This is a genomic window from Candidatus Bathyarchaeota archaeon (assembly GCA_026014735.1).
Taxonomy (GTDB): Archaea; Thermoproteota; Bathyarchaeia; order Bathyarchaeales; family Bathycorpusculaceae; genus Bathycorpusculum.
This window is the reverse complement of the sequence record JAOZHT010000001.1, coordinates 571,175-596,827: the sequence shown is the minus strand read 5'-3', so window position 1 is coordinate 596,827 and position 25,653 is coordinate 571,175. Positions and strand designations below refer to the sequence as shown.

The following is a 25,653-nucleotide window of genomic DNA, read 5'->3' as shown; positions in this document are numbered from 1 at the left end:
GTGGCTTATCCGCCGCCGGTTGCCTTATCCACGCCGACGCAGCAGGTGCACTTAACGGTTTCTCCGCAGTAAGGGCACACGCAGGTGCAGTCGTCGATAAAGTTTCCGCAGTACATGCATCGAGGCAAATCTTGTTCACTCATATTCTCGCCTCTGCCACAGATACTTTTGGAAAACAAAGGAATTATAGGTTTCGGAGACGCGCTGCCTTCGCCAAAATCAGCCGCTGCCGCTTTGGCAATTAAAAAGATTCAAACAACACACAGATGCATGGTTAAAAAAGAATATAATTCATGTTTTTATTAAATATGTGTCGGCAAATCGCCAAATAGTCGGTTGTGCTCTGGTGCAGATAGGAAAACATCGCCTTCTGAGTTGACTAGAAGATGGGGGGAATTGAAAAGAGAATCTAAAATAAAGCAGAGGGGAGGCTTTATTTCCGCAGTGACTGTGGCACATAGCCGCATCGTGGGTCCGAGCCGAAGATGTCGCCGGTGTAGAAGAGCGCCGCAGACCGGCATCCGCCGCAGATGTCGTTGTATTCGCAGACGCCGCATTTGCCCTTAAGGTTATTTTTGTCCTGGACTTTGTTAAAGAAGGCGCTGTCCTGCAGGTCTTGCCATATCTGTTTGATGGGGCGGTTTTTGATGTTGCCGATGTGGTAGACGTCGTTGTAGCTGCAGGGGATGACGTCGCCGTTTTCGGCTATACTCATGAATTTGCCAAAGAAGCAGCGGCCTAAAAAGAAGCTGTTGTACCAGCCTTCGAAGTCAATCATGCCCCGCTGCTTGACGACCCGCGCGTAGAAGGGAATGTAGACGTTTATGCCGGGGTTGCCATCGTATTTCTGGGTTAAATCGTAGAGTTTGTTGCATGCCCACTCATACTGTGCAGGCGTAAGGTCCGCTTTTAGGCTGCTGGCATCGCTGCTGTAGGGGATAAAGCCATGGAAGACCACCCAGCGGGCCCCGTATTTCTTGGCGAGTTCAATCACATGCACCATATCGGCCTCGTTGGCGTTGGTGACATCGCCGGCGTTAGCGAAAGTATAGACTAAAACATTAAGCAAATCTGCCTTTGCAAAACTTTCAATGGCCTTAATCGCGGCGGCGTAGGCGCCTTTACCACGGATGGCATCGTTGGTTTGCTCGGCGCCGTCTATGCTGACGGAGATTTTAGTTTTGTTTTTAATGATGTTCTTGATTGCTTTCTCATCCAGCATGCGCCCGTCGGTTATGATGCTGGTGTTTAACCCCAGGCTGGTGGCGTAGTCGAGCACTTCAAAGAGGTCTTTACGCAGAAACGGCTGCCCGCCAGTGACGCCAAAGAAGCTGGCGCCGAACTCGCTGACTTGATCGACGAGTTGTTTGGCCGTCTGGGTGTTTATTTCATCGGGAAAAGCTTGTTTCTTTGCTGAGGTGCAGTGGGCACAGTTGCTATCGCAGGCAAAGGTGCAGCGCCATGGAACGATTAGTAGGGGACCTTTCTTTGTCACGAGTTTGTCTCCTGTTGCCGTTGGCTACCTCTGAATGCAGGGGAATCGGTATTTAACACTTTACATTTGTACATGTTTTTTCTCCATTTACTCGATAAAGATGACCCACACTGTTTTGGGCAAACGCCTCGGGGAACTCGCGGGCAAACGCCTGCACCGCACGCCACCCAGTGCAGTGGCAAGGCGCAATCAACTCGGGGCTGAAGCATCGGAACTCCTCGATGGTGGCTTCTATTCGCCGCTCGTTCTCTTTTCCAGCTAAATGGAAACCGCCTAAAACCCCATAAACCTTCGACTCTCCGCTGATTTTCTGTGCATAGCGCACGGTGTTTACGATGCCGGCGTGCGCGCACCCCGAAATAATCACCAGCCCCTTCCCCGCCAGATGAAGCACCAAAGCGCGGTCATCAAGGATATCGGGGTCAGGGATCCATTTGCCGTGTACTTGCACCCTATTAGGCGGGTAACCGATCTCAAAGCGGGTGACTCTTGGAATTTCTCCTGTAACGCAGACGCCGCCATTTGCGATGAGGTAGGGCTGTGTAGTGTTTATGATTTTGGCTGAGGCAAGCTGGCTGGGGCTTGGAAACGGCAGATTCACCCGCACGGTGCCCGATGCCGACGCGGTTCCACGGGGCCTAAACATGTAGTCATGGGTGATTAAAGGCAAATTCTGCTTGCCGATGGCGTTAAGCGCAGAGGATAACCCGCCGAAGTGATCGTAGTGCCCATGCGAGAGCACCACCCAATCCACCGTCGTTAAATCTACGCCCATACGCTGCGCATTCAAAACCACGCCCTCCGCACTCATGCCCGCATCAAAAAGCACTGTGGAAACTTCCCCGTCAAGGTGAACCCGCACCAGCACTGAGAAGCCATGCTCGGCGATTGGAAGCTGCGGCTGGCTACGCTGGGTCCAACGCCACAGAAGCACCACCTCAGGTTTGCTGCTGCTGGATAGGAAATCGATGGTGTTATCCATTAGGCTGATGACTTCGATTTTTTGGGCTGCTTTCAAAGGGGGATTTGTTGCCATATGCCTGCCTCAGAGGGTACCGCGGTAATGGTCAGTTGTGGGGCAGCCAACGCATTTCTTGGTTTCAAAGCGCCTGCAGGGGTCGCATTCAACGTTGCAGGGGGCACGTTTGTTATGTTTATGCGTGAGCCCCTCACGGATCTGCAGAAAAGGAGAAAAGAAAGTGTCAGTGACGGGATAGAACTCGGAGCGCCGTATGCCCTGGCTACACCGTAGAGAGCACTTCTCCATCGAGATGCTTTCGAGGGTTTCTTTGTTTTCAGCCACGACCAGCGCGATGAGGTTGTAGCCGCCGATGGTTTTGAATATCTGCACGACTCGGGGGCACTCTTTGAAGCGGTCAAGCAGGTTCTGCATGGCTTCGGCGCTTTCCATTTCCAGCATGACTAGGGCGGGGTGAAGTTGGAGGGCGTTGGGGTTGATGAGGGCGGTGACTTTTATGGTTCCGTTTTTTTGGAGTTTTTGGAGGCGTTTTTTGGCGCCCATGCTGGTGAGTCCGATGTTTTGGGCGATTTCTTGGAGGGTTGTTCGTCCGTCGGCTTGGAGCTGGGTGATTATTTTCTTGTCGGTTTCATCCATGGGGAAACACGCATGCTGTTTAGTTTCTAAACCAAACATATTAATATTTTTTAGTTATTAAACTTTCCATAATTCCGCGGTAGAGAAAAACACCCGCAACCGCGCAAACCGTAACAGGAAAACCAGCACATGAAGATCTGTCTAACCTCAACAACAAACAGCCCACAAGGCCAACTTGACCCCCGCTTCGGCAGATGCCCCTACCTCCTAATCATCGACACAGAAACCCATCAATACGAAGCCCTCCCCAACATGGCAGCATCGGCAGGCGGCGGAGCAGGAATACAAGCAGCCCAAACCATAGCAAACAGAGGCGCAAAGGCGCTGATAACCGGCAACGTTGGACCCAACGCTTTTAGAGCGCTACGCGCCGCAGGCATCGAAATCTACATCGAAGCTACCGGCAGCATAGGAGAGGTACTTGCCAAATTTAAGGCGGGGCAGCTCAGGAAAGCAAATTCCGCCACCGTCGGCGAACACAGTGGCGGTATCAGACGGGAGGAATAAAATATCAACGCTCATCAAACTGACTTGGAACCCTGGGAGGTGAAGAAATGACCGAAAAAATAATCATCCCAACAGAAACCCACGATGGCATAAATGCACCGCTCGCACAGCATTTCGGACGCGCGCCCTACTTCACCGTCGTCGACCTTGAAGGAGGCAAAGTAACTATGGTTATGGCAGTCACCAACACCAGCGAACACGTTGGAGGAACAGGTTCTCCGCATGACACCCTCACCAGACTGCAGCCCAAGGCAGTTATAGTCTATGGCATGGGACCACGGGGAATCATGGCTTTCCAGAGTTCAGGCATCGAGGTCCTCAAGGCAGTAGGCGCAACCGTCAAAGAAGTCGTAGACGCATACATGCAGGGCAAACTTGAAGAGCTAAGCGAAGGCTGCCCGGACGCACACCACCATTAGAGAGACGCAGACGTATGAAAAAACGCATCTCACCCCGCAGGGGCTTCCTCTTTTCTTAAAAAAAATAAGGTATGGTGAATGGTATGATTGTAACAGTTGCTAGCGGCAAAGGAGGCACAGGCAAAACATCCGTAGCGGTGAACATGGCGCTCGGCGTGGGCTGCGTGCAGTTCTTAGATTGCGACGTCGAGGAACCAAACGCGCACCTACTTTTACATTCAACTCAAATAAGGACTCAGCCGGTCCACGCAGCAGTCCCTATCATAAACGAAGCGCTATGCAGCCACTGTGGAGCCTGCTCTAAATTCTGCCGCTACAACGCCCTGTTTACAACCAAAGAAAAAACCCTAGTTTTCCAAGAGCTCTGCCATAGCTGCGGCGGCTGCATCAGGATCTGCCCCCAGAAAGCCATCCTAGAAGAGCAACACCGCATCGGAACAATGCATTTTGATGTGGCTGGTGATTTATCGCTAATTTACGGTGAACTCGAGGTAGGCAAGCCCTTGGCGGTTCCAGTCATCAAAGCCGTAAAGAGGCAAATCGACAAGAACCAGGATGCCATCGTGGATTCGCCGCCGGGAACCTCATGCAGCTTTGTGGAGACGGTCAGGAGCAGCGATTTCTGTCTCCTCGTTACGGAGCCTACGCCGTTTGGGCTCCATGACCTCTCAATCGCGGTTGAGGTGCTCAGGAAAATGGCTGTACCCATGGGAGTGGTGGTTAACCGCGCAGGCATCGGCGACACCAAAATTTATCAGTACTGCAAAGACCAGGATATCCCCATCCTTTTGGAGATTCCTTATGATCGCAGAATCGCCGAGTTATATTCAAATGGGATCCCCTTCAGCGCCGAAATGCCGCAGTGGAAAAACAAGTTCCAAGCACTCTACAACCAGATACGGGAGCTGACGCAGCAATGAAGCAGCTCACTGTTCTAAGCGGCAAGGGCGGCACAGGAAAAACCTCGCTGACAGCCTGCTTTGCGGTCCTGGCAAAGAAGGCGGTGGTGGCGGACTGCGATGTGGACGCGCCCGACCTGCATATGCTGTTGCATCCAAAAGTCATGGAAACCCAGAGTTTCAGCGGCTCAAAAGTAGCCTTAATCGATAAAGCCAAATGCATCAGCTGCGGCGCCTGCAAGCAAGCATGCCGATTTGACGCCGTAACCGATGCCTCAGAAATCGATGCGGTAGCCTGTGAAGGATGCGGCGTATGCACCCTTGTCTGCCCCTCGAAAGCGATTTCTTTGGTAGACCGTATCGCGGGTCACGCTTACTTCTCAAGGATTGCTCAGGGCTTCATGTCTCATGCCATGCTTTTTCCAGGCGAAGCCAACTCGGGCAAACTCGTAACGCTGGTGAGGCAAAACGCTAAAGTCACAGCGCAAAAAGAAGGCATCGAAAGGGTCATAATCGACGGTTCCCCCGGCATCGGTTGCCCAGTCATCGCCTCCATCTCAGGAGTCGACGCAGCCCTAATCGTCACGGAACCCACGCTATCAGGCATACATGACCTCGACCGTGGCCTTCAGCTGCTGGCGCACTTTAAAGTCCCCGCCTACGTCTGCGTGAACATGTACGACATAAACCTGCAGAACACCCAGAAAATCGAGCAGTTCTGCCGCGGGCATGCCGTGGAAGCGGTGGGCAGAATCCCCTTTGACCCACAAGTCACTGAGGCCATGGTCCACGGAGAAACCATCGTGGAGTATGCACCCGACAGCGGGGCGGCCAAAGCAATACGTGCAATCTGGGATAAGATGGCATCCAATCCCTATCTGCCCAAAATCAGCTAAGGCCCGTCTAAACCCCGAAAGCAACCTTAAAATCATCTAGTAACCAAAAGTTATTGAGGAATATATTTTGGCAAAAATCATCAAGGGAAGAGCAAAACTTCTTGAAAACACCCGCTTAATAGCAGAGAATGGCCGTGGACACAACGTAATCTGCGATTTGCCTGAAGCTTCAGGTGGAACAAACGCGGGTCCAACCCCGCTGGAGCTTGCCTTGATGTCTCTGGCAGGCTGCGGCGTCATTATCTACGCAGACGTGTGCAAGAACAGCAAAATTGACCCCGGCGACATCGAAGTCAAGGTTGAAGCTGAAAAAGTCCCTGACTCACCCAAAATCGCAAACGTCACCATGAAAGTAAAAATCGCTGCCAAAGCACGCAGAGCCCTCGTAGAGGCTGCTTGGCGCCGAACCGAAGCCAGCTGCCCCGTATTCTTTATCTACCAGGAACAAACCCCTGTTAAAGTAGAAGTAGACATCACAGAATAAGCTGTGTTATCCTTTTTTATTTTTGTAGGAGGTGAATGTTTTGTTGTTTGTAGCAGTGCATACTCACCCCGCAGCGCAGTGTCCATTAAAAACTGAGCAGGGAAAAGCTATGGTGAAGCAGTTATTCTCAGAGGAGAACGTGAGGAAAGCAGGCATGAAAATCGAGGGCGCATACGTTAGCTGCCCTAAAGATGAAAGCGTTGAACATAAGGGGTTCTTTATCGTTGACGGCGAGAGCGCCAAGGCCGTATCTGACTTTTTCGGTCCCATGAAGGTGGAGCTTCGGGAAGTGGTGCCTTTCAGCGAAATAGCCAAGACGCTGTAAGAGGCATTTTCCCAGAGAAAATCAAGGGCTAGCTGGTTTTTGCTGCTCATTATGTTGATGCAGGGGTAAACCTGTTTTTTTCCAATAGTTTTTTTAACCAATCCCTTCATCGGTAGAGTGGAGAAGGGAACATGAGCGAGGACAGCGTATACTTCGTTAAGCAACTCAATTGTAAACATGAAAAAACCCAACGGTACACTGAGAAGCGTTTCGATGTCTTAAACGGGTTAGAGTTTACTTTCACCAGGTGCCTAAACTGCCACAAAATCGTGGGGTTGGACGCAAAAAGGTTCACCCAAGGCTAAGGCTCTTGTTTTTCCTTGGCGGTTAAGTAGAGTTCGCCCTGCTTTAGCAGATCTAAAACCCGCTGGGTCTCCAGGGTGGAGAGCCTGCATGTTTTAGGCGTAGATAAAAAGGGCAGCTCAGCGGGGGCGTTTTTGATTACATGCAGCTCTTCCCATGTGACTTTGAGGTCTTCAGAGGGAACATGCTCATCAACATCCATAGCCCAGGTGCCAGCGTCAAGCTCGGTTGCGCCCTCGGTGAGGGCGGTGAATGGCCCAAGCAGGGTTCTGTCGTCGGTGTTATAGAGGAAAATCACTGAGCCCTCCTTGATTTCCCCCTCGGGTTTAGGCTGGTCTTCAGCGCAGCTGTAATGCTTCGAGCTTAGGCACTGCTGTTGGCTGGCTTTTGTACAGAAAAACACGTATCCATCATACATAACAGAAAAACCTTCACTGCTTATCAGAGGGGTTTGGGCGCTTATTTCTGTTTTGTTGGCTGAAAAGATGGGCAGGGGCACTGCTTTTATAGTTTTTATGCCTGCTAGATATCAATAAGAGGAAATCCGATGACTGTTCATCTTTTACCGTGGGATACCAGCCGTAACCTGCTTGAAGAAGCCAGCCGCCTCTATGACAAAGCACAGACGTTTAGCGGCATCGAAAAAGGTGATTTAGTCGCTGTTAAGCTGCATGTGGGCGAGTTAGGCAACCCCTACTATGTACAGCCCTTCTTTATCCACGACATCGTACGCCGCATCAAAGAGCAGGGCGGCAAACCCTTCTTGACTGATTCTAACACCTACTATTTAGCGCAGCGCCACAACGCCGTCGACCACATGCATACAGCCTTGATGAATGGCTTTAACATCGCGCCCTTCATCGTCGCAGACGGCTTGCGGAGCGAAAACTATCGAACCGTAAAAACCAAAGGGGTCCTCGGCGAAATCGAGGTTTCAGGGGCCATCGCTGAGGCCGACGCCATGATTGTTGTTTCCCACTGCAAAGGACATGAACTGAGCGGCTTTGGCGGAGCCATAAAAAACGTGGCGATGGGCTGCACGCCGCATGCAGGGAAGCTGCGTCAGCACCGTGCCATCGGCTTGGAAATCGACCTCTCCAAATGCACTGGCTGCGGCAAATGCAGAGAAGCCTGCGCCTTCGGCATCCCAGAAATCATCGAGGGCAAAGCACATAACACCTCCAGTAAGTGCATGCGCTGCCCCGTCTGCATAGATGCCTGCCCCACCAACGCCATCCGCTTCACCGATAAAGAAAACCTCTGCCGGGCACTCGCTTCAGCCGCATACGGTGTGCTCTCGACGTTTAATCCGGAAAAGGTTTCCTATGTGAGCTTCGCCAAGGACATCTCTGAGGGCTGCGATTGCCTGCCTAACCCCGGCGCAAGGGTGCAGCATGACGTGGGGGTTTTTGCTTCGGATTCAGCGGTCTCCATCGACGCTGCTTTTCTGCACTCGATAGACATGGAAGTTTTTAACAAAGCGTCACAGGTTGATTGTATGGTGCAGGTTTCTGAGGCAAAGGCATTGGGGTTATCAGGCGAAGATGCGCCCCGAATCGATTTGCTCAAGTGACATATTTTATGGCTTCTTGAGCCCTTCGTCTTTTGTTTCTTCTCCAAAGCAGATACCACACAAACACCCCTACCGCAGCCACCGCAACAGCTATGACAATGTAGTGGGAGAAATCTGAGACTTCATGCCATTTACCCCCCAAATAGAAGCCCACATAGATGAGTAGACTGTTCCAGATGAGGCATCCGGCAAGAGTGTAGCCGACAAACTTGGCAAGGGGCATTTTCACGGCGCCCGCGGGGAAAGAAATCAGGGTGCGTACCACGGGGATTAGTCTGCCCACAAAAACCATAACTGCGCCATAGCGGTAGAAGTAGTTGGCGGCTACTTTGAGTTGGCTCTCAGAGAAGACGGCTCTGCCCAAAAGTCGGTACTTGGTGAGGGCTTCCACGCCTTTTAATCCAATGTAGTAATCGATTAATGAGCCGGCTAGGGCAGCTACTGTCGCGACAAGCAAGGTGAGGATGAAGTCTAGGTGCCCGCTTGAGACAAGGTAACCTGCGAAGGGTAAGATGATTTCGCTGGGGATGGGCAGTGAGCTGGCTTCAAGCAGCATCAAAGAGAAGACGCCGCTGTATCCCCAAGATGCAACCGTACGTGTCAGTGATACTCCGCCGGAGTGATTTGAGGAATCCGCCAAAACCTCCAAGACCACGTAGGCCACCAGAATTATGCCAATGGCTAAGCAAATTAGGATTGGAGCGTACCTTTTGAGGTTTGGACTCGAAAGCAACTAGGCATAACCGCTTTAGCTATTGATAAACAGGCATTTAACTCCAACGATAAATCCGCCGCAGAACATTCAAAATATCCTAAAGCAGCATAAAGAATTGAAGATACTCTGTGGAAATAATCAAGGGTATCCACCGCGTGGATAAAGCCGATAGAAACCTCACCCCAACCTAAGAAACATAGAGCCAAGCTTAGCTGGGAAAACAGCTCTGCCAAGTTGGCTTGGCAAGCCTGCGAATTTTTTCTCTCAAAACAAGCGAAGCAGATTTGCTAAAAAACAATATCTTGCATGAGAACCCTCACTAAGCTGTAGAGAGGAGAGAGAAACAAGTGAAGAACAAGGGCACCGCCATATTGATAATTGTACTGGTCTGCTTTTTTGCGGCGCTGACATACACGATAACCGCCGATATGGATGCCCTTTTTGCTCCCGCCCCGCCCACGCAGGTCTACGGGCCCACAGTGCCTGAGGCTGATCAGAAGGTTGTCTGCATAGCCTTCGACGACGGCTGGAAAAGCCACCTTGACGCCGCAGCCATCCTCGACAAGTACAACTATAAAGCCACCTACGCCATCATCACCTCCTACGTGGGGTACCCCGCCTACCTAGATTGGGCACAAATTCGAGAGCTCGCAGGCAAAGGCAACGACATAGTCAGCCACACCCAGACCCACTGCAACCTCTCAGCCACCGATAGCGCCACTTTGCAGGCGGAGCTGGCAGGCAGCCAAGAAACCCTGCGCAGCCACGGCTACGCGGCGGATGTGCTGATTTATCCGTATGGTGAAGCGGCAACCAACGATACTGTTCGGGCGGCGGTGGCGCAGTATTATTTGCTGGCAAGGGGTACGGATTGGGGCAAATGCGACCTCTACACGTTGGATAGGTACAATGTGGAATCCTACAGCATCTACCAAGCCACCACCCTGGAAGAGTTCGCCGGTTACCTTGAGGGTACAGCCGGCAACGATGTCACCGTACTGTTCTACCACAAAGTCGGCGACAGCCAAGACAACGCGGTATCGTTGGCTGCGTTTGAGGCGCAGATGCAGTTCCTAAAAGACAACGGGTACGTGGTGCGGACGGTCAGTGAGCAGTTTCTAAAGCCACAGTAAGGACATGGCCGCTACCTCGCGCGGTTGTTTTGATGGTGCCTTGGGCGGGGCTTAGATGTTTGTGCTTGCCTTTTTTGGGTTACTGGTTTTGGGCAGTGCGGTTTGCGGTGTTGTTGATGGGGTTAAAATGCATAGCTTATCAAAAAATTTAATACAATCTATTTATTTTTTTGATATTGGATAAACATGCCTAACGCCCACAAACCCAACCCAACCACCAAAAAAACCCCCTCACAAATCATCAAATCAGTCGTCTGCCCCATCTGCGGCTGCGTATGCGACGATTTAGAAGTCACCGTGGAAAACAACGAAATCGTCAAGATGAAAAACGGATGCGCAGTCTGCGAAGCAAAAATGGTCCACGGCTACAAAAGCGAACGCATCACCAAGCCTCTTATACGCAAAAACGGCAGGTTGGTTGAGGTCCCGATGGATGAAGCCGTCAAAAAAGCCGCCCAAATCCTCACCGACGCCAAGTACCCGCTGCTGTTCGGCTGGGAATGCTGCACTGGCGAAGCACAGGGCATCGGCGTAGAGTTAGCCGAAGAGTTAGGGTCCACTCTAGATAACGTTTGCAGCATCTGTCATGGACCCTCGATGATGGCGACTCAGGAAGCCGGCATACCCGGATGCACACTGGGGCAGGTTAGGCACCGCGCGGACTTGATTGTTTACTGGGGCAGCAACCCCTGGGCATCCCATCCGCGTCACGTGGAACGTTACACTGCGTTTCCAGAGGGACGCTTTGAGGGAAGCGGATGGAAGAGCTACATGCAAAAAGTAAAAGGCAAGGCCAGCCGCAAAAAGATGGAGGTGGCCGCTAAACGAATTATCCGCGAAGAGGTTTTACCGCAGCCACAAACATGCACCGTTGATGCTCCGCCGCAGCTTCTTAACAAGGCGGGGCGTAAATTGATTGTTTTTGACCCGATTAAAACCATGACGGCTGAAGCCGCAGACTACTATGTTGCGGTTGAACCTAACAGGGACTATGAAATCATGGAGGTGCTGCGGTGCCTTATCAACGACCAAGAAATCGATGTGGATAAAGTCGGCGGCGTCCCCGTGGATTACCTAAAGGAAATCGCGGATTTGATGGTGAACTGCGAGTTCGGCGCAATCTTTTTTGGGTTAGGTTTAACAGCATCCGCGGGCAGGTTCAGGAACATAGAGCTAGCTATCAAGATGGTTCGGGACTTGAATCGGAGAACCAAATTTGTCATCATGCCCATGAGGGGCCACTTCAACATCACCGGCGCCAACGTGGCCTTTACCTGGCGCACAGGCTACCCGTATGCCATCGACTTCTCGCAGGGCTACCCCCAATACAACCCCGGCGAATACACAACCATAGATTTACTCAAAAACGGCGACAACGACGCAACCCTGGTGATTGGCTCAGACCCCGGCGCGCATTTCCCCAAGGTTTCGATGCAGAAAATGCTTCAGCATCCCCTCATAGTCATTAACCCAGACATGAACGCGACGTCTATGGTGGGGGATGTGTTGTTTCCAACGCAGTGGTGCGGCATCGAATACGAAGGCACCGTTTACCGCATGGATACTGTGCCTATTATGCTGCGCAAAGTCGTGGATGCACCTAAAGGCATACTTAACGATGAGCAGATTCTTTCAAGGATTCTCACTGAGGTGCGCTTGATCAAAGCCGAAAAAGCCAAATCGGAAGCAGCCAAAGCTGAACCCCAAACAGAAAAACCGAAGGAAAAGCAGCTACTCGAAGTGCCCGCCACAAGAAGTGTTAAGCGAAAAACACCGAATTAACCTTCCGTGCCGATAACGTGCGCATCACCGTTGATGCCTCTTAAAGTGACCCTAAATGTCCACCCTTACGGAATTCATCAAAGTCATACATGGCGTATGCGGTGGAGAAACCGAATTAGTTGTGATCCTTCGAGAAGACACCAAAGACCTTGCCACCTCAACCATTTTGGCGAGATGCACTCTGAAGCGGAGCTTTTCTAATTACATGTTTGAGCTCGAGTTCGAGTCTGTGACGTTTCGGCTTTTTGTAAGTGGCAGAGTAATCTTTCGCGGCGTCAAAGATAGGGCTGAGTTGGACAGGATTTTATCTGGGCTTCTGCTCTAAGCAGACTCATAAGCATCAATTGGTCAAAAAGCCGCAGGTTGGCGTTTTAAGGGATCATAAAATCCTTGAACAAAAATGGAAAAAGAAGTGGGGAAAGCAGGGCGTCAATCTCTGTGTTATGCAAGCACCTGATCGAGGAAGGATAGGATTGCGTCGGATGGCACTGCGAATCCGAGTCCGTCGGAGTTGCTGACGATTGCGGTGGTTATGCCGATGACTTTGCCGCTGTAGGTCATGAGTGGTCCGCCTGAGTTGCCGCTGTTTATGGGCGCGCTGGTCTGGAGGAGCCCGGTGATTTGGGATGTGGCTGTGCTGCTGGATTCGCTGACGGTTATGGTGCGGTTAAGTGCGCTGATGATGCCTGTGGTCATGGTTCCGGAGAGGCCATAGGGGCTGCCGATGGCTACGACTGAGTCGCCTACGCTTACGGCGGATGAACTGATGATGTCGAGGGGGTCGTATGCGCTTGCTGGGGCGTTAGTTGAGAGGACTGCTAGATCAGTGGCTGCGTCGGTGCCGAGGACTTTTGCGGTGTAGGTGTTGCCGTCTGCGAATGTAACCTCGATTGTGGTTGCGCCTTCGATTACGTGGTTGTTGGTGATTATGACCATTTGGCCGTTGTAGTCGTAGATGAAACCTGAGCCTTGCGCTTGCGCGGTTATGCTCTGCTGCTGGCGACTAAAGGGATTAGTGTAGTATTGGGTTATGGTGCAATCAATCGTGACAACCGAGTCTTCTACTGCGTCATATAACGCGGAGAGATCGGCGCTGCTATCCACGTAGCTGGCGGAGGTTGTGCCACCGGAGTTCAAGGCGGATTGCAGCGTTTTTATCTGGTTTTGAAGCGAAGTTACCTCCACGTTTAAACTGATTACACTGTAGATGGCTGCGGCGCTGACAAGGCTGGTTGCTAACATGGCCACTATCAGAACCGTTGCCAGGACATTTCTGCGGGATCGTTTGGGGTGGTTTTGATGGGGTGGAGGCGGCGGGTAACCAGCGGATGCTGATTGCAAAGTGGGCTGTTCGGGTGGAGGTGGGGGCACCTGTAGGTTTGTCAAGGGCTGAATCGGCGAGTTCTCGTTTTCGGTTTGTGTTTGTTGTTCCATGGTTGTATCTCCCATCAATTGGTTTGGGTTAATTGCTTCTTAGGCGAATTCTAATTAAGGGATTTTCCAACATTGCATCCAGAAATACACAGAATTGTACCCAAATTCAATGATACCACACGGCAGAGCCGGCTGATTTGAGGGACTGCACGGCAACTTAGACAACATCTTTTTCTTGCCAACAAAGGCCATGTTGCTTTGGACGCCATATTCTTTTAATACCTGTTTGTTTATTTTTGGGGCTTAGGTGGGGTCGTAGTCCAGACAGGCTAAGACGGCGGGCTCCAGAAAGCAAATCTCGGGTTTGCTGACTCCAGTGGAGGATGACGAATCTCTGGAGCTGTCTTAGAGAAACCCGCAAAGACAGACATTGCGTCGTCTTGGGTAAAGGTCATCGGTTCAAATCCGGTCGGCCCCACCAATTCCTTTTGACCATTATCCGATCGCCTCAAAAACGTAATAAAGCGAGATTTAAAAGCCATTTTTAGATAAATTAAACGCTTATTTGCGCTTTTGAAGTCTTGTGGCCAGACCCACTGTGGCTGTTGCTGCAACCAACAGACCTAAAACTAAAGCAACCACGGGGAACTCGGGCACCATAACCGCAACTGAATCCACCGAGGTTGAGGGTTCAGCTAAATTTACGCTTCCATCGGAGCCGCGTACGGCAAGCTCCGCATCCAACTGCAGACCCGCATCGCCGGCGCTGGTAACGTTGAAGGTTACGGTGGCTATGGTTCCGCTGCCGCTAAACGAAGGCGTATTTGAGCCTGTGGAGGTTGCCAGCAGATGATATTGCCCAGCAGATTGACTGTTATCTTCGACATCGATGGGGTAAGTGCCTGATTCATGGAGGACACCGTCGGGATTGGATTCAACGCCCAGCATCGGGGTTGCGTTTTGTATCTGGAGCACCTGCGGGTTCCAGGTTAAGGTAACGTCTATTCCGTAGAGATCTTGGGCATTGTTCACTTTTAGGGTAACTGTTAAAGTGTCGCCGACATGGAGTTGGCTTTGGGAAGCCTGTGCCTTCACCGCTGTCGACTCCGCTGAGACAGAGAGCACTAAACATAACGATATAAGGGATAATAGAAGAAATGAAAGTAAAAGCCTACAAACACACGTTCTAGTCATTTTTTTCGCCTTTTCTCCCTTCACTTAGCGTCACTATCTTATCTCGCCCCTTCTTATACCTTGCCAGAATACCCTGGCTCTCCATCTCAGAGAGAAGCTGACTTGTCTTAGCCTTCGAGAAGCGAGTTTTCTCAGCAATATCAGATTGCCGCATCACGCCGCCCTGTCCCCGGAGCAGTCGCAGAATCTTATCCGCCTCACTTTCGATTAGGTAAGGCGCTGAAGGCTCTGAAGACGACACAGCCGCTGCGGTTACGCTGCTTAGGCGTTGCCTGTACCGACGGAAAACCAGAAATGCAACAACTAACCCAGCTGCCAAAGCCCCAACCGCCAATAAGCCACCTCCGAATGAGCCCGTATCGGCTGCGCCAGTTTTTTTGGTTAGGACCACTTTGGTGTCGGCGCCTGCGAGGTCTTGGGTTCGTGCCCACTTTAGGGCGCGGTCGGTTTGCTCGCGGGGCGTGGGATAGACGGATTGCACAGTGTAGCCTTCAGGGCAGGTGGCTTGCAGGGAGGCATCTCCGAAGAGGCGAATGAAGAAGTTAGGCACTTCAAAGACGTCACCGAATACCAGGCGGTCGCCTTCTTTTACGCTAAAATTCCTCCACAGAAAAGAGTACTCGGTGGTTTTGGAATCAAACGAGAGGGTGGTGTTTATCTGCAGAGAATTTTCATCTACATCAAAATCCCGGTGGGTAAGCGCTGAGGCGTCATCTACAAGAGTGAAGATTTTCTGCTGCAGGCCTTCCCAGGTTTCGACGGTGGCGTTGGCGCTGGAGAACTGGGTTATAGTCCAGTAGGCGGAGCCGTCACTTTGTAACTGGATGCTGTACTCGTAGTACTCTTGGCCTTTGGCTGCATATAGAGGGACCAGCGTTAGCAGTAGGGCGGCTGCGATTATGCAGGTGGCTATGCGATGGTTGCTCATGCGGGTTCTCCTTTGGCTGCTTTGCTCTATTTTGCCCCATGCTACTTTAAGGCTTTCCCTTCGCGCGGCTGAAGGATAAGGGTTTGGCTTTGGAACTGTGGGGACGGGACTTCTGGCGGCTTGTCGATTATAAAGACACTTAACGCGGCCTTTTATTGATTTGGACGCAACTGAACGGTTATGAACAAAATTGAACGATAATTAAAGCTATTTTCGAAAAACAAGCTCAGAAACACTTTTATTTTCTCTCCATATTAAGGGTGATTAGAAATCAGGTGAAAAAATGAGTAAAAAAACCAAACCCCTTATACTCGCAGTCATTGCAGTCCTCCTCGTAAGCAGCCTAGCCCTCACAGTCGAATACGCAGCAGCCAGACCAATCGACCAAGTAAAGCAGAAAATAATCGACAAAGTTGCCTCTGCAAGCTGGCTTAAACTAAACGGCGTCATTGACCAATGGGGAGACACCCAAGTTGGAGGCGTCCTGCAAACGCAAGCCCGGACAGCCACGCTAAAAAGCAACAACACAAACCACTTCGCGGCCGCAACCGCCATCTGGACAGAAAACGATTCCAGACCAATTCAATCCGTTAGAAGCAAAGAAAACTTCACATACTCCTACTATGTTGCACGCTTAGCCAACGTTTCGGTAACCGACGTTAACACTGACCCATTAACCTACTCCATTCAGGGCACGTGGGCTGTGGCAAACATAACCTCACAAGTCACCGTCGTAACTGACGAGAACGGAACAGTTGTTCGTGTCCACCGAGACCAGGACAGCCAAATCCAAAGAGTCAGCGGCACATTAACAATCGCAGACAACAAATTCACTCTAAGCCTCGATGGCATGAATGACCTAACAGGCTCAGTTTATCGTACCATAACAAGAGGATGGCATAACCCTTTTAAGGTAACTGACGACGCGACCAGCAGCATAGTCACAACCGCAGACATCAAAGCAGTAGGCAAATGCTATGGTGCCATGCCCGGCTGGGGCAACTACAACATGGACATGGACTTCAACAACAACTACCGCGTGGACGTCGCTGATATCTCAACAGTAGCAGCTAACGTGTAAAAACGCACCATTTTTTTCCTCTATTTTTATTTTAAAATTTATCGTTAAGTTAATACTGTAAGCTTGCATGAACACTGTTAGGCTGGCGATGCATGAGCCAAAAAAAATCCTCTATTGCGCCCGATGCTGGCAAGGAAGTCAAGTTGCCCTGCGGCTGCATCTACCAGGACAACGGCTGGATGCTTACACGCGTCAACGAATGTGAGCACCATCACCGCAGAAGAACCACCAAACGGCCATATAGACCAAAAGCCGAATGCGTCCGACCCTAACACCAAGGATAAACCAAACCAACCCATCCCAAGTCATGCTCAAAGCCTAAACCAGCAGTGCCCCACGAAAAATTGCCCATCACGTTACTTAAGGCAGGTTGAGACTTCGCCAGATAGCACACTCCGTTTGTCTATTTATAAGGGGATAGAGGTGGGTGGAGCAGCAACGTCTTACGCTTTTTTCCTATAAATAGAGGGGGGATAGACCTGTGGAAGCAACAGCAACGCAGCTTGTGTGTGCACCCAACAACGCCGTGCCCGAATGATTGAGAAAAAGGAAGCGAAGCCGGTTGTTAGACTTACGGAGCCGGCGTTGGAGTCGGGTTATCCTGTATGGTGTCGGCAAGTGAGGCTTGGACGAGGGTTTCGGTGAAGTAGGTGTTTTGGGTGGTGGTGATTACTATGGTGATGGGGCGACCTACGTCGTTGATGGTGATGAGTTCGGCGGGCAAGGTGACGGTTAATGTGGTGGAGTTGCCTTTGGCTAGGCCGGCGCCGATTTCAGGGGAGCTGGTGTAGTTGCTGAATTTTTCTCCTTTTATGGTAACCTGGGAAACCCTGATCGATGTGGGTCCCGTGTTTTCGATGGTGATTTGCGCCTGCTCGGTTGTCAAGGTGACGTCGGCGATGAAGAGGCTTTCTTTTTGGACCTGGTTGGAGGTGACGTTGATGGCGAATAGCACCACGGTGGTGGAGAGAACCACGGTTGCCAGCAGTATTATCAAGTTGCCGATAGGTGTACTTATGGCTGCGTTTTTTCTTAGGTAGCGTATTGGTCGGGTAGTTGGCTTCATGGTTAGCAGACCTTAAACCTGTAGTGTGTATTAAGTATCGCTACATAATATAAATATTTCTGGTAAATACCCAAAAACAAAACCCAAAATCCATCAACCAAACAAACGCAAAAACACAACCTCACCAGGAACAAACCAAATCGCCACATAAAACCAAAAAACCCCCCACCCAAACAAACGCCAAAGCCCCCAAAACCCCACCCTCACAAACCCCGCTTTTCCCAAAGTAGCCTGAGCAGCGTGGTTGCCTTGCTGTGTAGAGGCGAAGATTGCTGCGGCGCCCTGTTGCCTAAACCATTCTGCTGCGGCCTCAGCGAGGTTTTCTCCAACTCCTCTTCGGCGGTGTTTGGGGTGAACCGCTATCCATAGGATGCAGCCGTAGCTGTTTTGGCGGATCTTGAAGGCGGTGAGTTTGGCGAATCCGGCGGTTTCGCCGTTTGTCTGGGCGGTGAGCACTGGCGCTTGGGGTTCTGATACGCTGCGCCATGCAAAGTAGCGATAATACCATGGGAACGAGTGATCGATGATTTGCTTGATCTGCGGCAGCATCGCTGAGGTGGCTTTTTTTATTTCCACGCAGAATCCTCCATTAATGGATGGGGGCAGATGGTTTATAGCTGTATGTTAAAGGGGGGCTGGTGGAGGCGTCGCGGGTTCTTCTTTGGGTTTTTTGCGGGAGAAAACTAGGCTGGTGGTTTTGACGATCTGTGGAACGCCTATGAGGTCTTCGAGGATGAGTAAGCCGCGGGCAAGTAACGCGAATAAGGCTGCGGTGCCGCCTGGAACACCTAGGAGGCCAAGAACCCAGATTATTCCGAATTCCTGCACGCCGATTCCGCCAGGGGTTATGGGTACAAACGCTAAGGCAGTTACCAGGGGGTGAATGAGGAAGTAGGCTTCCCAGGGCACAGATGTGATTCCTAAGGCATAGCCTAAAAAGTACCATTCAAACCCCTTCAGAACCCAGCACACCATCGTTAAAGCCAAAATCTCGGGGATCGCCCGTTGAGTGCTATGTGCGCTTGCTTTGTATTCTTCTAGTTTGCCCATTAATCCGCCGGTGAATCTTTTAAGGTACCGCGAGTTAGCTATGCGGTCGAAAAAGCCGATGGCTCTCTGTGACCACGTGAAGGCGGCAAGCACGATTGCGCCGACCAGCATCAGACCTATGCCTAGCGCCGCAAGAAGTATGCCAACGTTTATTCCCATGATTGACGAGGGAATAAGTTCATTCCATGTGGCAGCAGGCACGGTTTCGACCAGGAAGATTACTGCACCTAATCCGCCGACTACTTTGACCAGAAATTCAATAGTTTGTATTCCTAAGATAGAAGAAAGGCCCTTTGACGCCGGCACATTTTGGTCTCTGAGATAAACAGGGGTTAATATGTAGCCTGAGCGTCCGGGGGTTACGTCGCTTGTAAGCATGCCTGCGTATTGGGCAAGGAGCGTTTTTCCAAACACGGTTTTCACCTTGTCCTTGGCTAGGACACGTCTTAGCCGGATGGTGAAGAATACGTTGATGCCGAAGTACATCAGAAAAGCAAGGAGCAGATACCATATGTTGATTTTAGGTATTTCCATTGCGAGGTACGCTAAACCTCTTATAATGTCTGGTTCTCCGGGTTTAAAATCAGCAGGAACCGTTGTCCCGATGTACCAAAACAAAGCCACCACAATCGCGACCATAGCTACGATTTGAATTGTTAACCGTAGAATCTGCTTTTTTGAGCCCTTTGCTTTTTGTGGTTGCGGCGGCGTAGTTGAATCGGACATGACGTTTAGGAATCCTCTCAGAAGGTTAAATGGGTTACGGAAGAAACAGCCGAAAGATCCTGAGGGCGTCGTTGGAAGGATTTAGCTTAAACCACCTCTTTGGATCTTTTTCCATTTGTGTAGATAAGGCGGTTCCGGTGGCGCAAAGTGAAGGGCAGTTGCTGTTGCTTCCACAGGTCTATCCCCCCTCTATTTATAGCAACATAGCCCAAGACACTGCTGCTCCACCAACCCCTATCCCCCTTATAAATAAACAAAAAAGGCGGTTGGAAAGGGCTGGTTCTTAAGTTTGCATCGGCCTGATGGGTGTGGCAGTGGGGTGTGAAGGCGTGGTAACTGGAGCGTTTTCGCGTGGAACAAGCGGTTGAGTAATTCGAGTTTGCGCAGAGGGAGCAAACCACCGATTAACCCTTGCTTTATTGTCCTACTTGGTAGTCACATAGGCTTTTATTAAAAGCCTCTTTTAGACTTGCGTAGGTAGGCGTATGTGCACTTTTTTATCTGAACCACTAAAAAAACTAATCAATTCTTCTGACCATGCTGAAGACGGCTACACCGATAAAGGCCGAGAAGTCAAATCAAGCCACCGTTACCGCGCTAAAAAAATAAAAACACCCTAAACCAGCCAAACGCTTTTGAAAGATAAATTTGGTCGGGAGAGCAGGATTTGAACCTGCGACAGCTCGGTATCTGTGGCCTAGACAGGCTAGAATGAAGCCCACCATGGGTAGACCTCTACAGCTTCTCCGTCCATTGGCGTACTGCCAAGGGGCTCGAGAGCTCTGCCAGGCTGAGCTACCTCCCGACAGTTTCCATAAAGACAATGAGTAAGAATTTATGTGTTTTGGATTATTAGCCACCAGAAACCATACTAAACGTTTTAATGTGCTAGCAAGAACGATTTAGGGGAGGATTTACTTATGGCGAAAACCATCGGCATCGTCACTTCAGGCGGAGACGCCCCTGGCATGAACGCAGCAATCCGCGCAGTCACCCGAGTTGGCCACTCTAACGGATTTAACGTCATCGGGTTCGAGCGGGGATGGGACGGTTTACTCACTAACACCTTTAGGAAGCTTACTCCCCGAAGCGTAGGCGGCATCATCCAGCTCGGCGGCACCATCCTCCATACCCTGCGTTGCCCCGGTTTTGAGCAGCCAGGCGGCGTCGAGAAAGCCTCGGAGACGCTGAGCACAAACAACGTGGATGGCTTAGTTGTTATCGGCGGCGACGGCTCCTTTAGGGGCGCGCTGGACCTTAGCCGAGTCAGCGATACCCGCATGGTCGGCATCCCCGCCACCATAGACAACGACGTATACGGCACAGATGAAACCATCGGCTTTGACACCGCCGTCAACACCGCCGTGGACGCCATCGACAAAATCCGAGATACCGCCCTAAGCCACGAACGCATCTTCATCGTGGAAGTGATGGGACGCAAAAGGGGCTTTCTTGCGTTGCAGGTAGGCATTTGCATCGGCGCCGAAGTCATCTTAATCCCAGAAAACCCGATGAATGCATGTGACGTCGTGAAAGTCATGGAGAACAACGCCAAAAAGGGCAAGCGCGCAGGCATCATCGTGGCTGCAGAGGGGTTTGGTGACTCAAGTAAGCTGGCAAAAGAGCTTCAGCAGCAAACCGAATCGGAGGTGCGTCTCTCGATTTTGGGTTATGCCCAGCGGGGAGGCAGCCCAACAGCAAGGAGCCGCTTGCTGGCAAGCCTGTTCGCAGAGCGGGCAGTAGAGTTGATTTGCCAGGGTAAAGGCAACATGGCAGTGGGCTTGCAGAATGGGGTAGTTAGCGCCGTGGAGTTGGAGAAGGTAACTAAGGAGCGTAAACCGCTGGATTTGCGGCTGCTCAAAGTTGCCGAGATGCTCTCGATTTAATGCATGATACGCCTATTTTTTGGCTGATTCGTAGATTTTCAGCGTCTGCTCCGCAACTTTACGCCATGTGAAGTATTCGAGCACGCGTCTTCTGCCGTTTATGCCCCAGTTCCGCGCTCGTTCGGGGTCTTTGAGGGTTTCCTTGATTCCCCAGGCTATGTCAGAGGGGTCTTCGCCGTTTACATGTACGCCTGTTTGGTCGGGTCCGCTGTTGACAACCTGCTCTTTAAATCCCACTACGCCCCTGGCGCCGACCACAATGGGCTTCTCCAGCGACATCGCTTCCAAGCTTACTATGCCGAAGGGCTCATAGGTGGAGGGAAAAACGCATACGTCAGCGGCGACGTAGTGAAGTATCCGTTCTCTTTCAGGCACAAAGTCGAAACGGTAAACCACGTTGTTTTTGATGTTTAATCTCTCAGCGGTTTCCTCGATGTCGGCTTGTTCTTCGCCTTTGCCTAGGATAACCAGTTTAGTGTTAGGGTACTCCTTTAGCACAAGCGGCAACGCCTGTAGCAGATTGCGCACGCCCTTCACCCACACAAGCCGCCCCACAAACAGCAGCATATTCCAGCCTTCAGGGATGCCGTATTGTTCTCTTATCTTCTTTGCCTCTGGCTGAGAGACTTTGGCGGGGTCATATCGGTCTGCGTCAACGCCGTTCCAGACGACGCTTATTTTGCCCGATGTCCAGCCGTGGCGAGTAAGGTCTTCCTGCATGGCGTAGCTAACGGTTATGTTTTTGTCGCTATTCTGCGCCATTGCACGCTCAAAATGCGTCACTACTTCGCTGCCTGCTCCGCCGCTTCTTCCCCACTCGGTGCTGTGGACGTGGAAGACAACGGGGATGTTTGTTTCGTTTTTTACGATTAGCCCTGCGATGCTGCTGAGCCAGTCATGGACGCAGACGACATCGAATTTGTAGCCTTCTTTTCTTATGAGGCTGTTGATGAATTTGGTGGCGGAAAGTATGTTGTATAGGAATATGTCGTTGAAGAATTTGATGTTGGTTCCCCATTTTTTAAGGTCATCTGCAACGAAGAAGGGCCAAACGTTGCTGGCGTCGGCAATCAGGGGGCGGTGGACTTCGACTCCGCGGAGCACCTCGTTGGTTTTTAATCCGTTATTGTTAAGGGTGAAGACGGTGACGTCGTGTCCAAGGTCGATGTATTCTCGGGTCATGTACTCAGCGTATGTGCCTAAGCCGCCGACAAGCTGCGGCGGATATTCATAAACAAAAAAACCTATCCTCAACAACTTCACCTATTGTAACTAGCGTTTGGGCGCTTTTATACCTTAACGCTGTTGCCCTGGCGGCTAGGCTTTTATGTTGTTTACCTTTTGTATCTGTGGTGATATCTTTGAAGTCAGCGTTGATAGTTTACACTTCCAGCACGGGAAACACCCAGAAAGTCGCCCAAGCCCTAAAAGAAGGATTGGAAACAGGCGGATTTAAGGTGAACCTCAAAAAGCCCCAAGATGCCGCCGAAGAAGACTTTTTCCTCTACGATTTGGTCTGCGTTGGTTCCCCCTCGATTCAGTGGCAACCCGCAAAACCCATTTCTGACTTGCTTAACGCAAAAATGAATCTTTACCGTGGCCAAGAAAAAATCTTGCCCTCAGCCCCAAAGGTAGCCGGCAAAAACGCGCTTGTCTTCGTCACTTACTCGGGTCCCCACACCGGCATTGACGAAGCCATCCCAGCGGGTAAGGTGATGCGGCAGTACTTTGAGCATTGGGGCTTTGCGGTGCTGGGCGAGTGGTATGTTGTGGGGGAGTTCCATGGAAGGTTAGACATGAGTACTTTAGGCAGGCTCGGCGACATCCGCGGCAGACCCACCGCAAACGAGTTAGCTAAGGTATCCTCGGACGCCAAAGACTTAGCGGAGAAGCTGCAGTAGGCGAGGGGTATGGCGAAGAATCTGAGTTTGCCTCTAAGAGTCTATGAGGACCTAAACCGTGTCTCTGAGGAACTTACGCTTATGGCGAAGAAGCCTGTGTCAGCCGCGATGGCGGTGGATTTACTTATCGAAATCTACCGTGCCCACCTAAGCAACCCCTGCGCGCTGGACCTGTTTAGCCAGCAGCTGCACAGTGCAAATTTGATGGCGCCAAAGGAATTCGACCGCTACTGGGACGAGAACATAAGTCAAGAACCCCGCCGGCACAACACCAAAACAAAAGGTAAATGAAACGGCTATGTTTGCCGCTAATACTTTTTGCCCAGCCTGAGTTGCCGCTGGATTTCCGCTGCCTCGGCTTGGTTGTCCGCCAACGCGTCCACCCAGAGGTCAAATTCGTTTTTGGAGATTTCCTTCTGGATGATGCCTTCTTGGTCGCCGGAAAAGAACCGTGAGGCTGTTTTTTCGAAGAGCTTGACGTAGAAGATTCTGTCAGCAATCACTATCTGCGAGGAGCAATCCATCTCTTCGCCTGCTGGGTAACTGATTTGGTAGCCCATAGCTTTCCCATTTTTTGAGTTGCGGCTTGTTTAATTAAATTTTCTCAGGTAAACCTACTTTTTGGTTTTAAAGAAAATGTAGGCTGCAGCCACCGCTATAGTTATAATCGCCACAACCGCAGCCACCAAAACCGTGGGGAACAGCGCCACAGTGAAGTGCACGTTTACCTCGGAGGTGTTGCCTAACTCGTCGGTGGCGTAGACAGTTAAGTGATGTGAACCATCGGTGAGCGCCGGTAAGGTTACGTTGCCAAGGATGGTGACTGTGTCACGGGAGTCTAAGCTGTAGGCTAAATATTCGGCGGCTTCGTCAGTTTTGAATTGAAGCTGGATGTCGGTGGAATCATAGGTTGTATTTTTCGGTGAAAGCAAAGTTATGCTTGGCCCCAGTGTATCCAGCGTGAAATAAACCGTGTTTGAAGAGCCCATGTTTGCTTGGCTATCATTAGCATAGATAACTACGGAGTGGCTTCCCTGGCTAAGACCATACAGCTTAAGGGGTGAAGTCAAAGTCACGTTTGCATGTCCATCTAAACTGTAGCCCATCCAGTTAACCGCGCGGTTAACGGTGAAATCCAAAGTGACCTGCTGGTAGGTTTTGTTCTGCGGCGAAGTAATCTGCACCTTAGGCGCCACAGTGCTAAAACCCACCGGTGTATACTGCTCGTTGCTGCTCAGCCAGTTTGTGCCGTTGTAGCCGCCTATGGCATAGAGGATATCGTTAACTACAGCTAAACCCAGGTATGCTCTGCTGGTAGGCATCTGATCTGCGTAGCTCCAAGAGTTAGAGGCAGCGTTGTAGACCTGCGTTAGGTTGCTGTAGAGGCTGGCGGAGTAGCCTCCAACATAGTAAACCCGTTGAGGAGACATGTAGCCTTCAGTCGCGGCTGCGGCACCATAGCTGGAAACCGCTTTCAGGGGAGCTGCGCTGCTCCACTTGTCACGTGATGAATCGTAGACTTGATTGTTGCTTACGACAGCTGCCTCCGATGAGGCTGCGGGCTGCCGGGAACCACCCAAAACGTAGATGCTGCCATCTGCCACGGCTGAAGCGCATCCTTGAACTGCCGTAGGCATAGATGAGGCGGTGCTCCAGGTGTCGGTTGCGGGGTCATAAACCTCGATTAGGTCGGTTTCCACGTAGTAGGGGCTGATGCTGGAGTAGCATTTGCCGCCGATAAGGTAGATTTTGTCGCCGACCACGCAGGCGCATAAATCAGCCCTTGGCGTAGGCATCGAAGCCACGGTTTGCCAAGAGTTAGCTTGGGGATCATACACCTCGCTGTTTCCAACGTAGCCGTTGCCTAATGTTCCGCCGAACACGTAGAGTCTGTTGCTGTAAACCGCGATGGCAAAGCCGCTTCTGGGCGTAGGCATGCTTGCCCGGGTGCGCCAGGTGTCGGTGGCGGGGTTGTATTCCTCGTTTACGCTCAGAGGCTGGTTGGCGCTGCCGTTTATGCCGCCTACCGCGTAGATTTTGGCGTTCACCACCGCTACTCCGAAGCTGCCTCGTGCTGTGGGCATAGGTGTCAGGGTGCTCCATCCGGGCTCAGGTGTGCTGCTTTGAGCCTGCGCCGTGGATTCGGTTAGGGCTAGGGCAAACGTTGAGGTAAGGGTTAATGCAATAAGCGTGAAGGCTAATAGTTGAAGTTGCTTATTTATCTGGGACACCCACGTTGGTTGATTAGTAAGTAATTGTCACTTTAAGCTTATATGCCTAAAGGTAATTCCCCCGGTGAAT

32 protein-coding genes and 2 tRNA genes are annotated in these 25,653 nt (G+C 51.1%); 18 read left to right on the top strand and 16 right to left on the bottom strand.

The genetic code is table 11. From position 1 onward, the window contains the following. Window positions 1–5: 5 nt before the first annotated feature. The 4 genes from NWE93_03135 to NWE93_03120 form a co-directional block, all read right to left on the bottom strand. Window positions 6–143 (bottom strand): hypothetical protein, encoded by a 138-nt coding sequence (locus NWE93_03135; protein ID MCW3999212.1) that lies wholly within the window; start codon window positions 141–143, stop codon window positions 6–8. A gap of 290 nt (window positions 144–433) precedes the next feature. Next, the gene (locus tag NWE93_03130; GenBank protein MCW3999211.1) at window positions 434–1,495 is read right to left on the bottom strand and encodes a radical SAM protein; all 1,062 of its coding nucleotides are present in this window, start codon (window positions 1,493–1,495) and stop codon (window positions 434–436) included. Between the two features lie 52 nt (window positions 1,496–1,547). Next, window positions 1,548–2,531, bottom strand: coding sequence for an MBL fold metallo-hydrolase (locus NWE93_03125; protein MCW3999210.1), 984 nt, complete (start codon window positions 2,529–2,531; stop codon window positions 1,548–1,550). A gap of 9 nt (window positions 2,532–2,540) precedes the next feature. Then, the gene (locus tag NWE93_03120; protein MCW3999209.1) at window positions 2,541–3,110 is read right to left on the bottom strand and encodes an Lrp/AsnC family transcriptional regulator; all 570 of its coding nucleotides are present in this window, start codon (window positions 3,108–3,110) and stop codon (window positions 2,541–2,543) included. 129 nt (window positions 3,111–3,239) lie between these two features. On the opposite strand from NWE93_03120, the gene NWE93_03115 reads away from it, so the two are divergent. From NWE93_03115 to NWE93_03085, 7 genes are all read left to right on the top strand, one after another. Further along, on the top strand, window positions 3,240–3,617 hold the full coding sequence (locus tag NWE93_03115; protein MCW3999208.1) for a NifB/NifX family molybdenum-iron cluster-binding protein: 378 nt from the start codon (window positions 3,240–3,242) through the stop codon (window positions 3,615–3,617). Between the two features lie 47 nt (window positions 3,618–3,664). Continuing rightward, window positions 3,665–4,036, top strand: a complete 372-nt coding sequence (locus tag NWE93_03110; GenBank protein ID MCW3999207.1) for a NifB/NifX family molybdenum-iron cluster-binding protein — start codon at window positions 3,665–3,667, stop codon at window positions 4,034–4,036. Between the two features lie 83 nt (window positions 4,037–4,119). Further along, a complete protein-coding gene (locus tag NWE93_03105) occupies window positions 4,120–4,956 on the top strand; it encodes an ATP-binding protein (protein MCW3999206.1) in 837 nt (278 codons plus the stop codon). Beyond that, window positions 4,953–5,831 (top strand): P-loop NTPase, encoded by an 879-nt coding sequence (locus tag NWE93_03100; protein ID MCW3999205.1) that lies wholly within the window; start codon window positions 4,953–4,955, stop codon window positions 5,829–5,831. The genes NWE93_03105 and NWE93_03100 overlap by 4 nt, the downstream gene beginning before the upstream one ends. Window positions 5,832–5,898: 67 nt before the next feature. Continuing rightward, entirely contained in the window at window positions 5,899–6,315 is a 417-nt protein-coding gene (locus NWE93_03095) for an OsmC family protein (GenBank protein MCW3999204.1), read from the top strand. 40 nt (window positions 6,316–6,355) lie between these two features. Next, window positions 6,356–6,640 (top strand): hypothetical protein, encoded by a 285-nt coding sequence (locus tag NWE93_03090; protein MCW3999203.1) that lies wholly within the window; start codon window positions 6,356–6,358, stop codon window positions 6,638–6,640. A gap of 131 nt (window positions 6,641–6,771) precedes the next feature. After that, window positions 6,772–6,945, top strand: a complete 174-nt coding sequence (locus NWE93_03085; protein ID MCW3999202.1) for a hypothetical protein — start codon at window positions 6,772–6,774, stop codon at window positions 6,943–6,945. Here the strand turns inward: NWE93_03085 and NWE93_03080 are convergent. Beyond that, window positions 6,942–7,361, bottom strand: a complete 420-nt coding sequence (locus NWE93_03080) for a hypothetical protein (protein ID MCW3999201.1) — start codon at window positions 7,359–7,361, stop codon at window positions 6,942–6,944. The two genes, NWE93_03085 and NWE93_03080, sit on opposite strands and share 4 nt — an antisense overlap. A gap of 129 nt (window positions 7,362–7,490) precedes the next feature. Here NWE93_03080 and NWE93_03075 point away from each other — a divergent pair, with 129 nt between their 5' ends. After that, window positions 7,491–8,516 carry a DUF362 domain-containing protein gene (locus NWE93_03075; GenBank protein MCW3999200.1) on the top strand — a complete coding sequence of 342 codons (1,026 nt, stop codon included), beginning with the start codon at window positions 7,491–7,493 and terminating at the stop codon, window positions 8,514–8,516. Here the strand turns inward: NWE93_03075 and NWE93_03070 are convergent. Further along, entirely contained in the window at window positions 8,509–9,249 is a 741-nt protein-coding gene (locus NWE93_03070) for a DedA family protein (GenBank protein MCW3999199.1), read from the bottom strand. The genes NWE93_03075 and NWE93_03070 overlap by 8 nt on opposite strands. Window positions 9,250–9,578: 329 nt before the next feature. Between NWE93_03070 and NWE93_03065 the strand changes: the two genes are divergently transcribed. The 4 genes from NWE93_03065 to NWE93_03050 are packed head-to-tail and all read left to right on the top strand — an operon-like array spanning window position 9,579 to window position 12,471. Next, window positions 9,579–10,364, top strand: a complete 786-nt coding sequence (locus tag NWE93_03065) for a polysaccharide deacetylase family protein (GenBank protein ID MCW3999198.1) — start codon at window positions 9,579–9,581, stop codon at window positions 10,362–10,364. A 55-nt stretch (window positions 10,365–10,419) separates the two neighbouring features. Beyond that, window positions 10,420–10,548: a hypothetical protein gene (locus NWE93_03060; protein ID MCW3999197.1), complete on the top strand. Its 129-nt coding sequence runs from the start codon at window positions 10,420–10,422 to the stop codon at window positions 10,546–10,548. 2 nt (window positions 10,549–10,550) lie between these two features. After that, window positions 10,551–12,146, top strand: coding sequence for a formylmethanofuran dehydrogenase subunit B (locus NWE93_03055; protein ID MCW3999196.1), 1,596 nt, complete (start codon window positions 10,551–10,553; stop codon window positions 12,144–12,146). Window positions 12,147–12,201: 55 nt separating this feature from the next. Then, entirely contained in the window at window positions 12,202–12,471 is a 270-nt protein-coding gene (locus NWE93_03050) for a hypothetical protein (protein MCW3999195.1), read from the top strand. 116 nt (window positions 12,472–12,587) lie between these two features. Here the strand turns inward: NWE93_03050 and NWE93_03045 are convergent, their stop codons facing one another. Continuing rightward, the gene (locus tag NWE93_03045) at window positions 12,588–13,580 is read right to left on the bottom strand and encodes a S1C family serine protease (GenBank protein ID MCW3999194.1); all 993 of its coding nucleotides are present in this window, start codon (window positions 13,578–13,580) and stop codon (window positions 12,588–12,590) included. A 249-nt stretch (window positions 13,581–13,829) separates the two neighbouring features. On the opposite strand from NWE93_03045, the gene NWE93_03040 reads away from it, so the two are divergent. Next, window positions 13,830–14,001 (top strand) — tRNA-Trp (locus tag NWE93_03040). Between the two features lie 80 nt (window positions 14,002–14,081). Here the strand turns inward: NWE93_03040 and NWE93_03035 are convergent. Both NWE93_03035 and NWE93_03030 read right to left on the bottom strand, forming a co-directional pair. Continuing rightward, complete coding sequence (locus tag NWE93_03035) at window positions 14,082–14,645, bottom strand: cohesin domain-containing protein (GenBank protein MCW3999193.1); 564 nt, start codon at window positions 14,643–14,645, stop codon at window positions 14,082–14,084. Window positions 14,646–14,706: 61 nt separating this feature from the next. Then, window positions 14,707–15,642, bottom strand: a complete 936-nt coding sequence (locus tag NWE93_03030; protein MCW3999192.1) for a helix-turn-helix domain-containing protein — start codon at window positions 15,640–15,642, stop codon at window positions 14,707–14,709. Window positions 15,643–15,925: 283 nt separating this feature from the next. Between NWE93_03030 and NWE93_03025 the strand changes: the two genes are divergently transcribed. Then, a complete protein-coding gene (locus NWE93_03025) occupies window positions 15,926–16,723 on the top strand; it encodes a hypothetical protein (GenBank protein MCW3999191.1) in 798 nt (265 codons plus the stop codon). 92 nt (window positions 16,724–16,815) lie between these two features. Beyond that, the gene (locus tag NWE93_03020) at window positions 16,816–16,995 is read left to right on the top strand and encodes a hypothetical protein (protein ID MCW3999190.1); all 180 of its coding nucleotides are present in this window, start codon (window positions 16,816–16,818) and stop codon (window positions 16,993–16,995) included. A 299-nt stretch (window positions 16,996–17,294) separates the two neighbouring features. Here the strand turns inward: NWE93_03020 and NWE93_03015 are convergent, their stop codons facing one another. The 4 genes from NWE93_03015 to NWE93_03000 all read right to left on the bottom strand — a co-directional run bounded on the left by NWE93_03015 (window position 17,295) and on the right by NWE93_03000 (window position 20,370). Next, window positions 17,295–17,789, bottom strand: coding sequence for a hypothetical protein (locus NWE93_03015; GenBank protein ID MCW3999189.1), 495 nt, complete (start codon window positions 17,787–17,789; stop codon window positions 17,295–17,297). Window positions 17,790–17,882: 93 nt separating this feature from the next. Further along, window positions 17,883–18,365: a GNAT family N-acetyltransferase gene (locus NWE93_03010; protein MCW3999188.1), complete on the bottom strand. Its 483-nt coding sequence runs from the start codon at window positions 18,363–18,365 to the stop codon at window positions 17,883–17,885. Window positions 18,366–18,413: 48 nt separating this feature from the next. Beyond that, entirely contained in the window at window positions 18,414–19,565 is a 1,152-nt protein-coding gene (locus NWE93_03005) for a flippase-like domain-containing protein (GenBank protein MCW3999187.1), read from the bottom strand. 649 nt (window positions 19,566–20,214) lie between these two features. Further along, window positions 20,215–20,370: transfer RNA gene (locus NWE93_03000), tRNA-Tyr, on the bottom strand. 115 nt (window positions 20,371–20,485) lie between these two features. Between NWE93_03000 and NWE93_02995 the strand changes: the two genes are divergently transcribed. Continuing rightward, complete coding sequence (locus NWE93_02995) at window positions 20,486–21,451, top strand: 6-phosphofructokinase (protein MCW3999186.1); 966 nt, start codon at window positions 20,486–20,488, stop codon at window positions 21,449–21,451. Between the two features lie 12 nt (window positions 21,452–21,463). On the opposite strand, the gene NWE93_02990 is transcribed toward NWE93_02995, so the two are convergent. Next, the gene (locus NWE93_02990) at window positions 21,464–22,705 is read right to left on the bottom strand and encodes a glycosyltransferase family 4 protein (GenBank protein MCW3999185.1); all 1,242 of its coding nucleotides are present in this window, start codon (window positions 22,703–22,705) and stop codon (window positions 21,464–21,466) included. A 107-nt stretch (window positions 22,706–22,812) separates the two neighbouring features. On the opposite strand from NWE93_02990, the gene NWE93_02985 reads away from it, so the two are divergent. Next, window positions 22,813–23,352: a flavodoxin domain-containing protein gene (locus tag NWE93_02985; protein ID MCW3999184.1), complete on the top strand. Its 540-nt coding sequence runs from the start codon at window positions 22,813–22,815 to the stop codon at window positions 23,350–23,352. A 9-nt stretch (window positions 23,353–23,361) separates the two neighbouring features. Continuing rightward, on the top strand, window positions 23,362–23,643 hold the full coding sequence (locus NWE93_02980) for a hypothetical protein (protein MCW3999183.1): 282 nt from the start codon (window positions 23,362–23,364) through the stop codon (window positions 23,641–23,643). Between the two features lie 17 nt (window positions 23,644–23,660). Here NWE93_02980 and NWE93_02975 read toward each other — a convergent pair whose 3' ends face one another. Beyond that, the gene (locus NWE93_02975) at window positions 23,661–23,912 is read right to left on the bottom strand and encodes a hypothetical protein (protein ID MCW3999182.1); all 252 of its coding nucleotides are present in this window, start codon (window positions 23,910–23,912) and stop codon (window positions 23,661–23,663) included. A 54-nt stretch (window positions 23,913–23,966) separates the two neighbouring features. Beyond that, window positions 23,967–25,583, bottom strand: a complete 1,617-nt coding sequence (locus tag NWE93_02970; GenBank protein ID MCW3999181.1) for a hypothetical protein — start codon at window positions 25,581–25,583, stop codon at window positions 23,967–23,969. Between the last annotated feature and the right edge of the window lie 70 nt (window positions 25,584–25,653).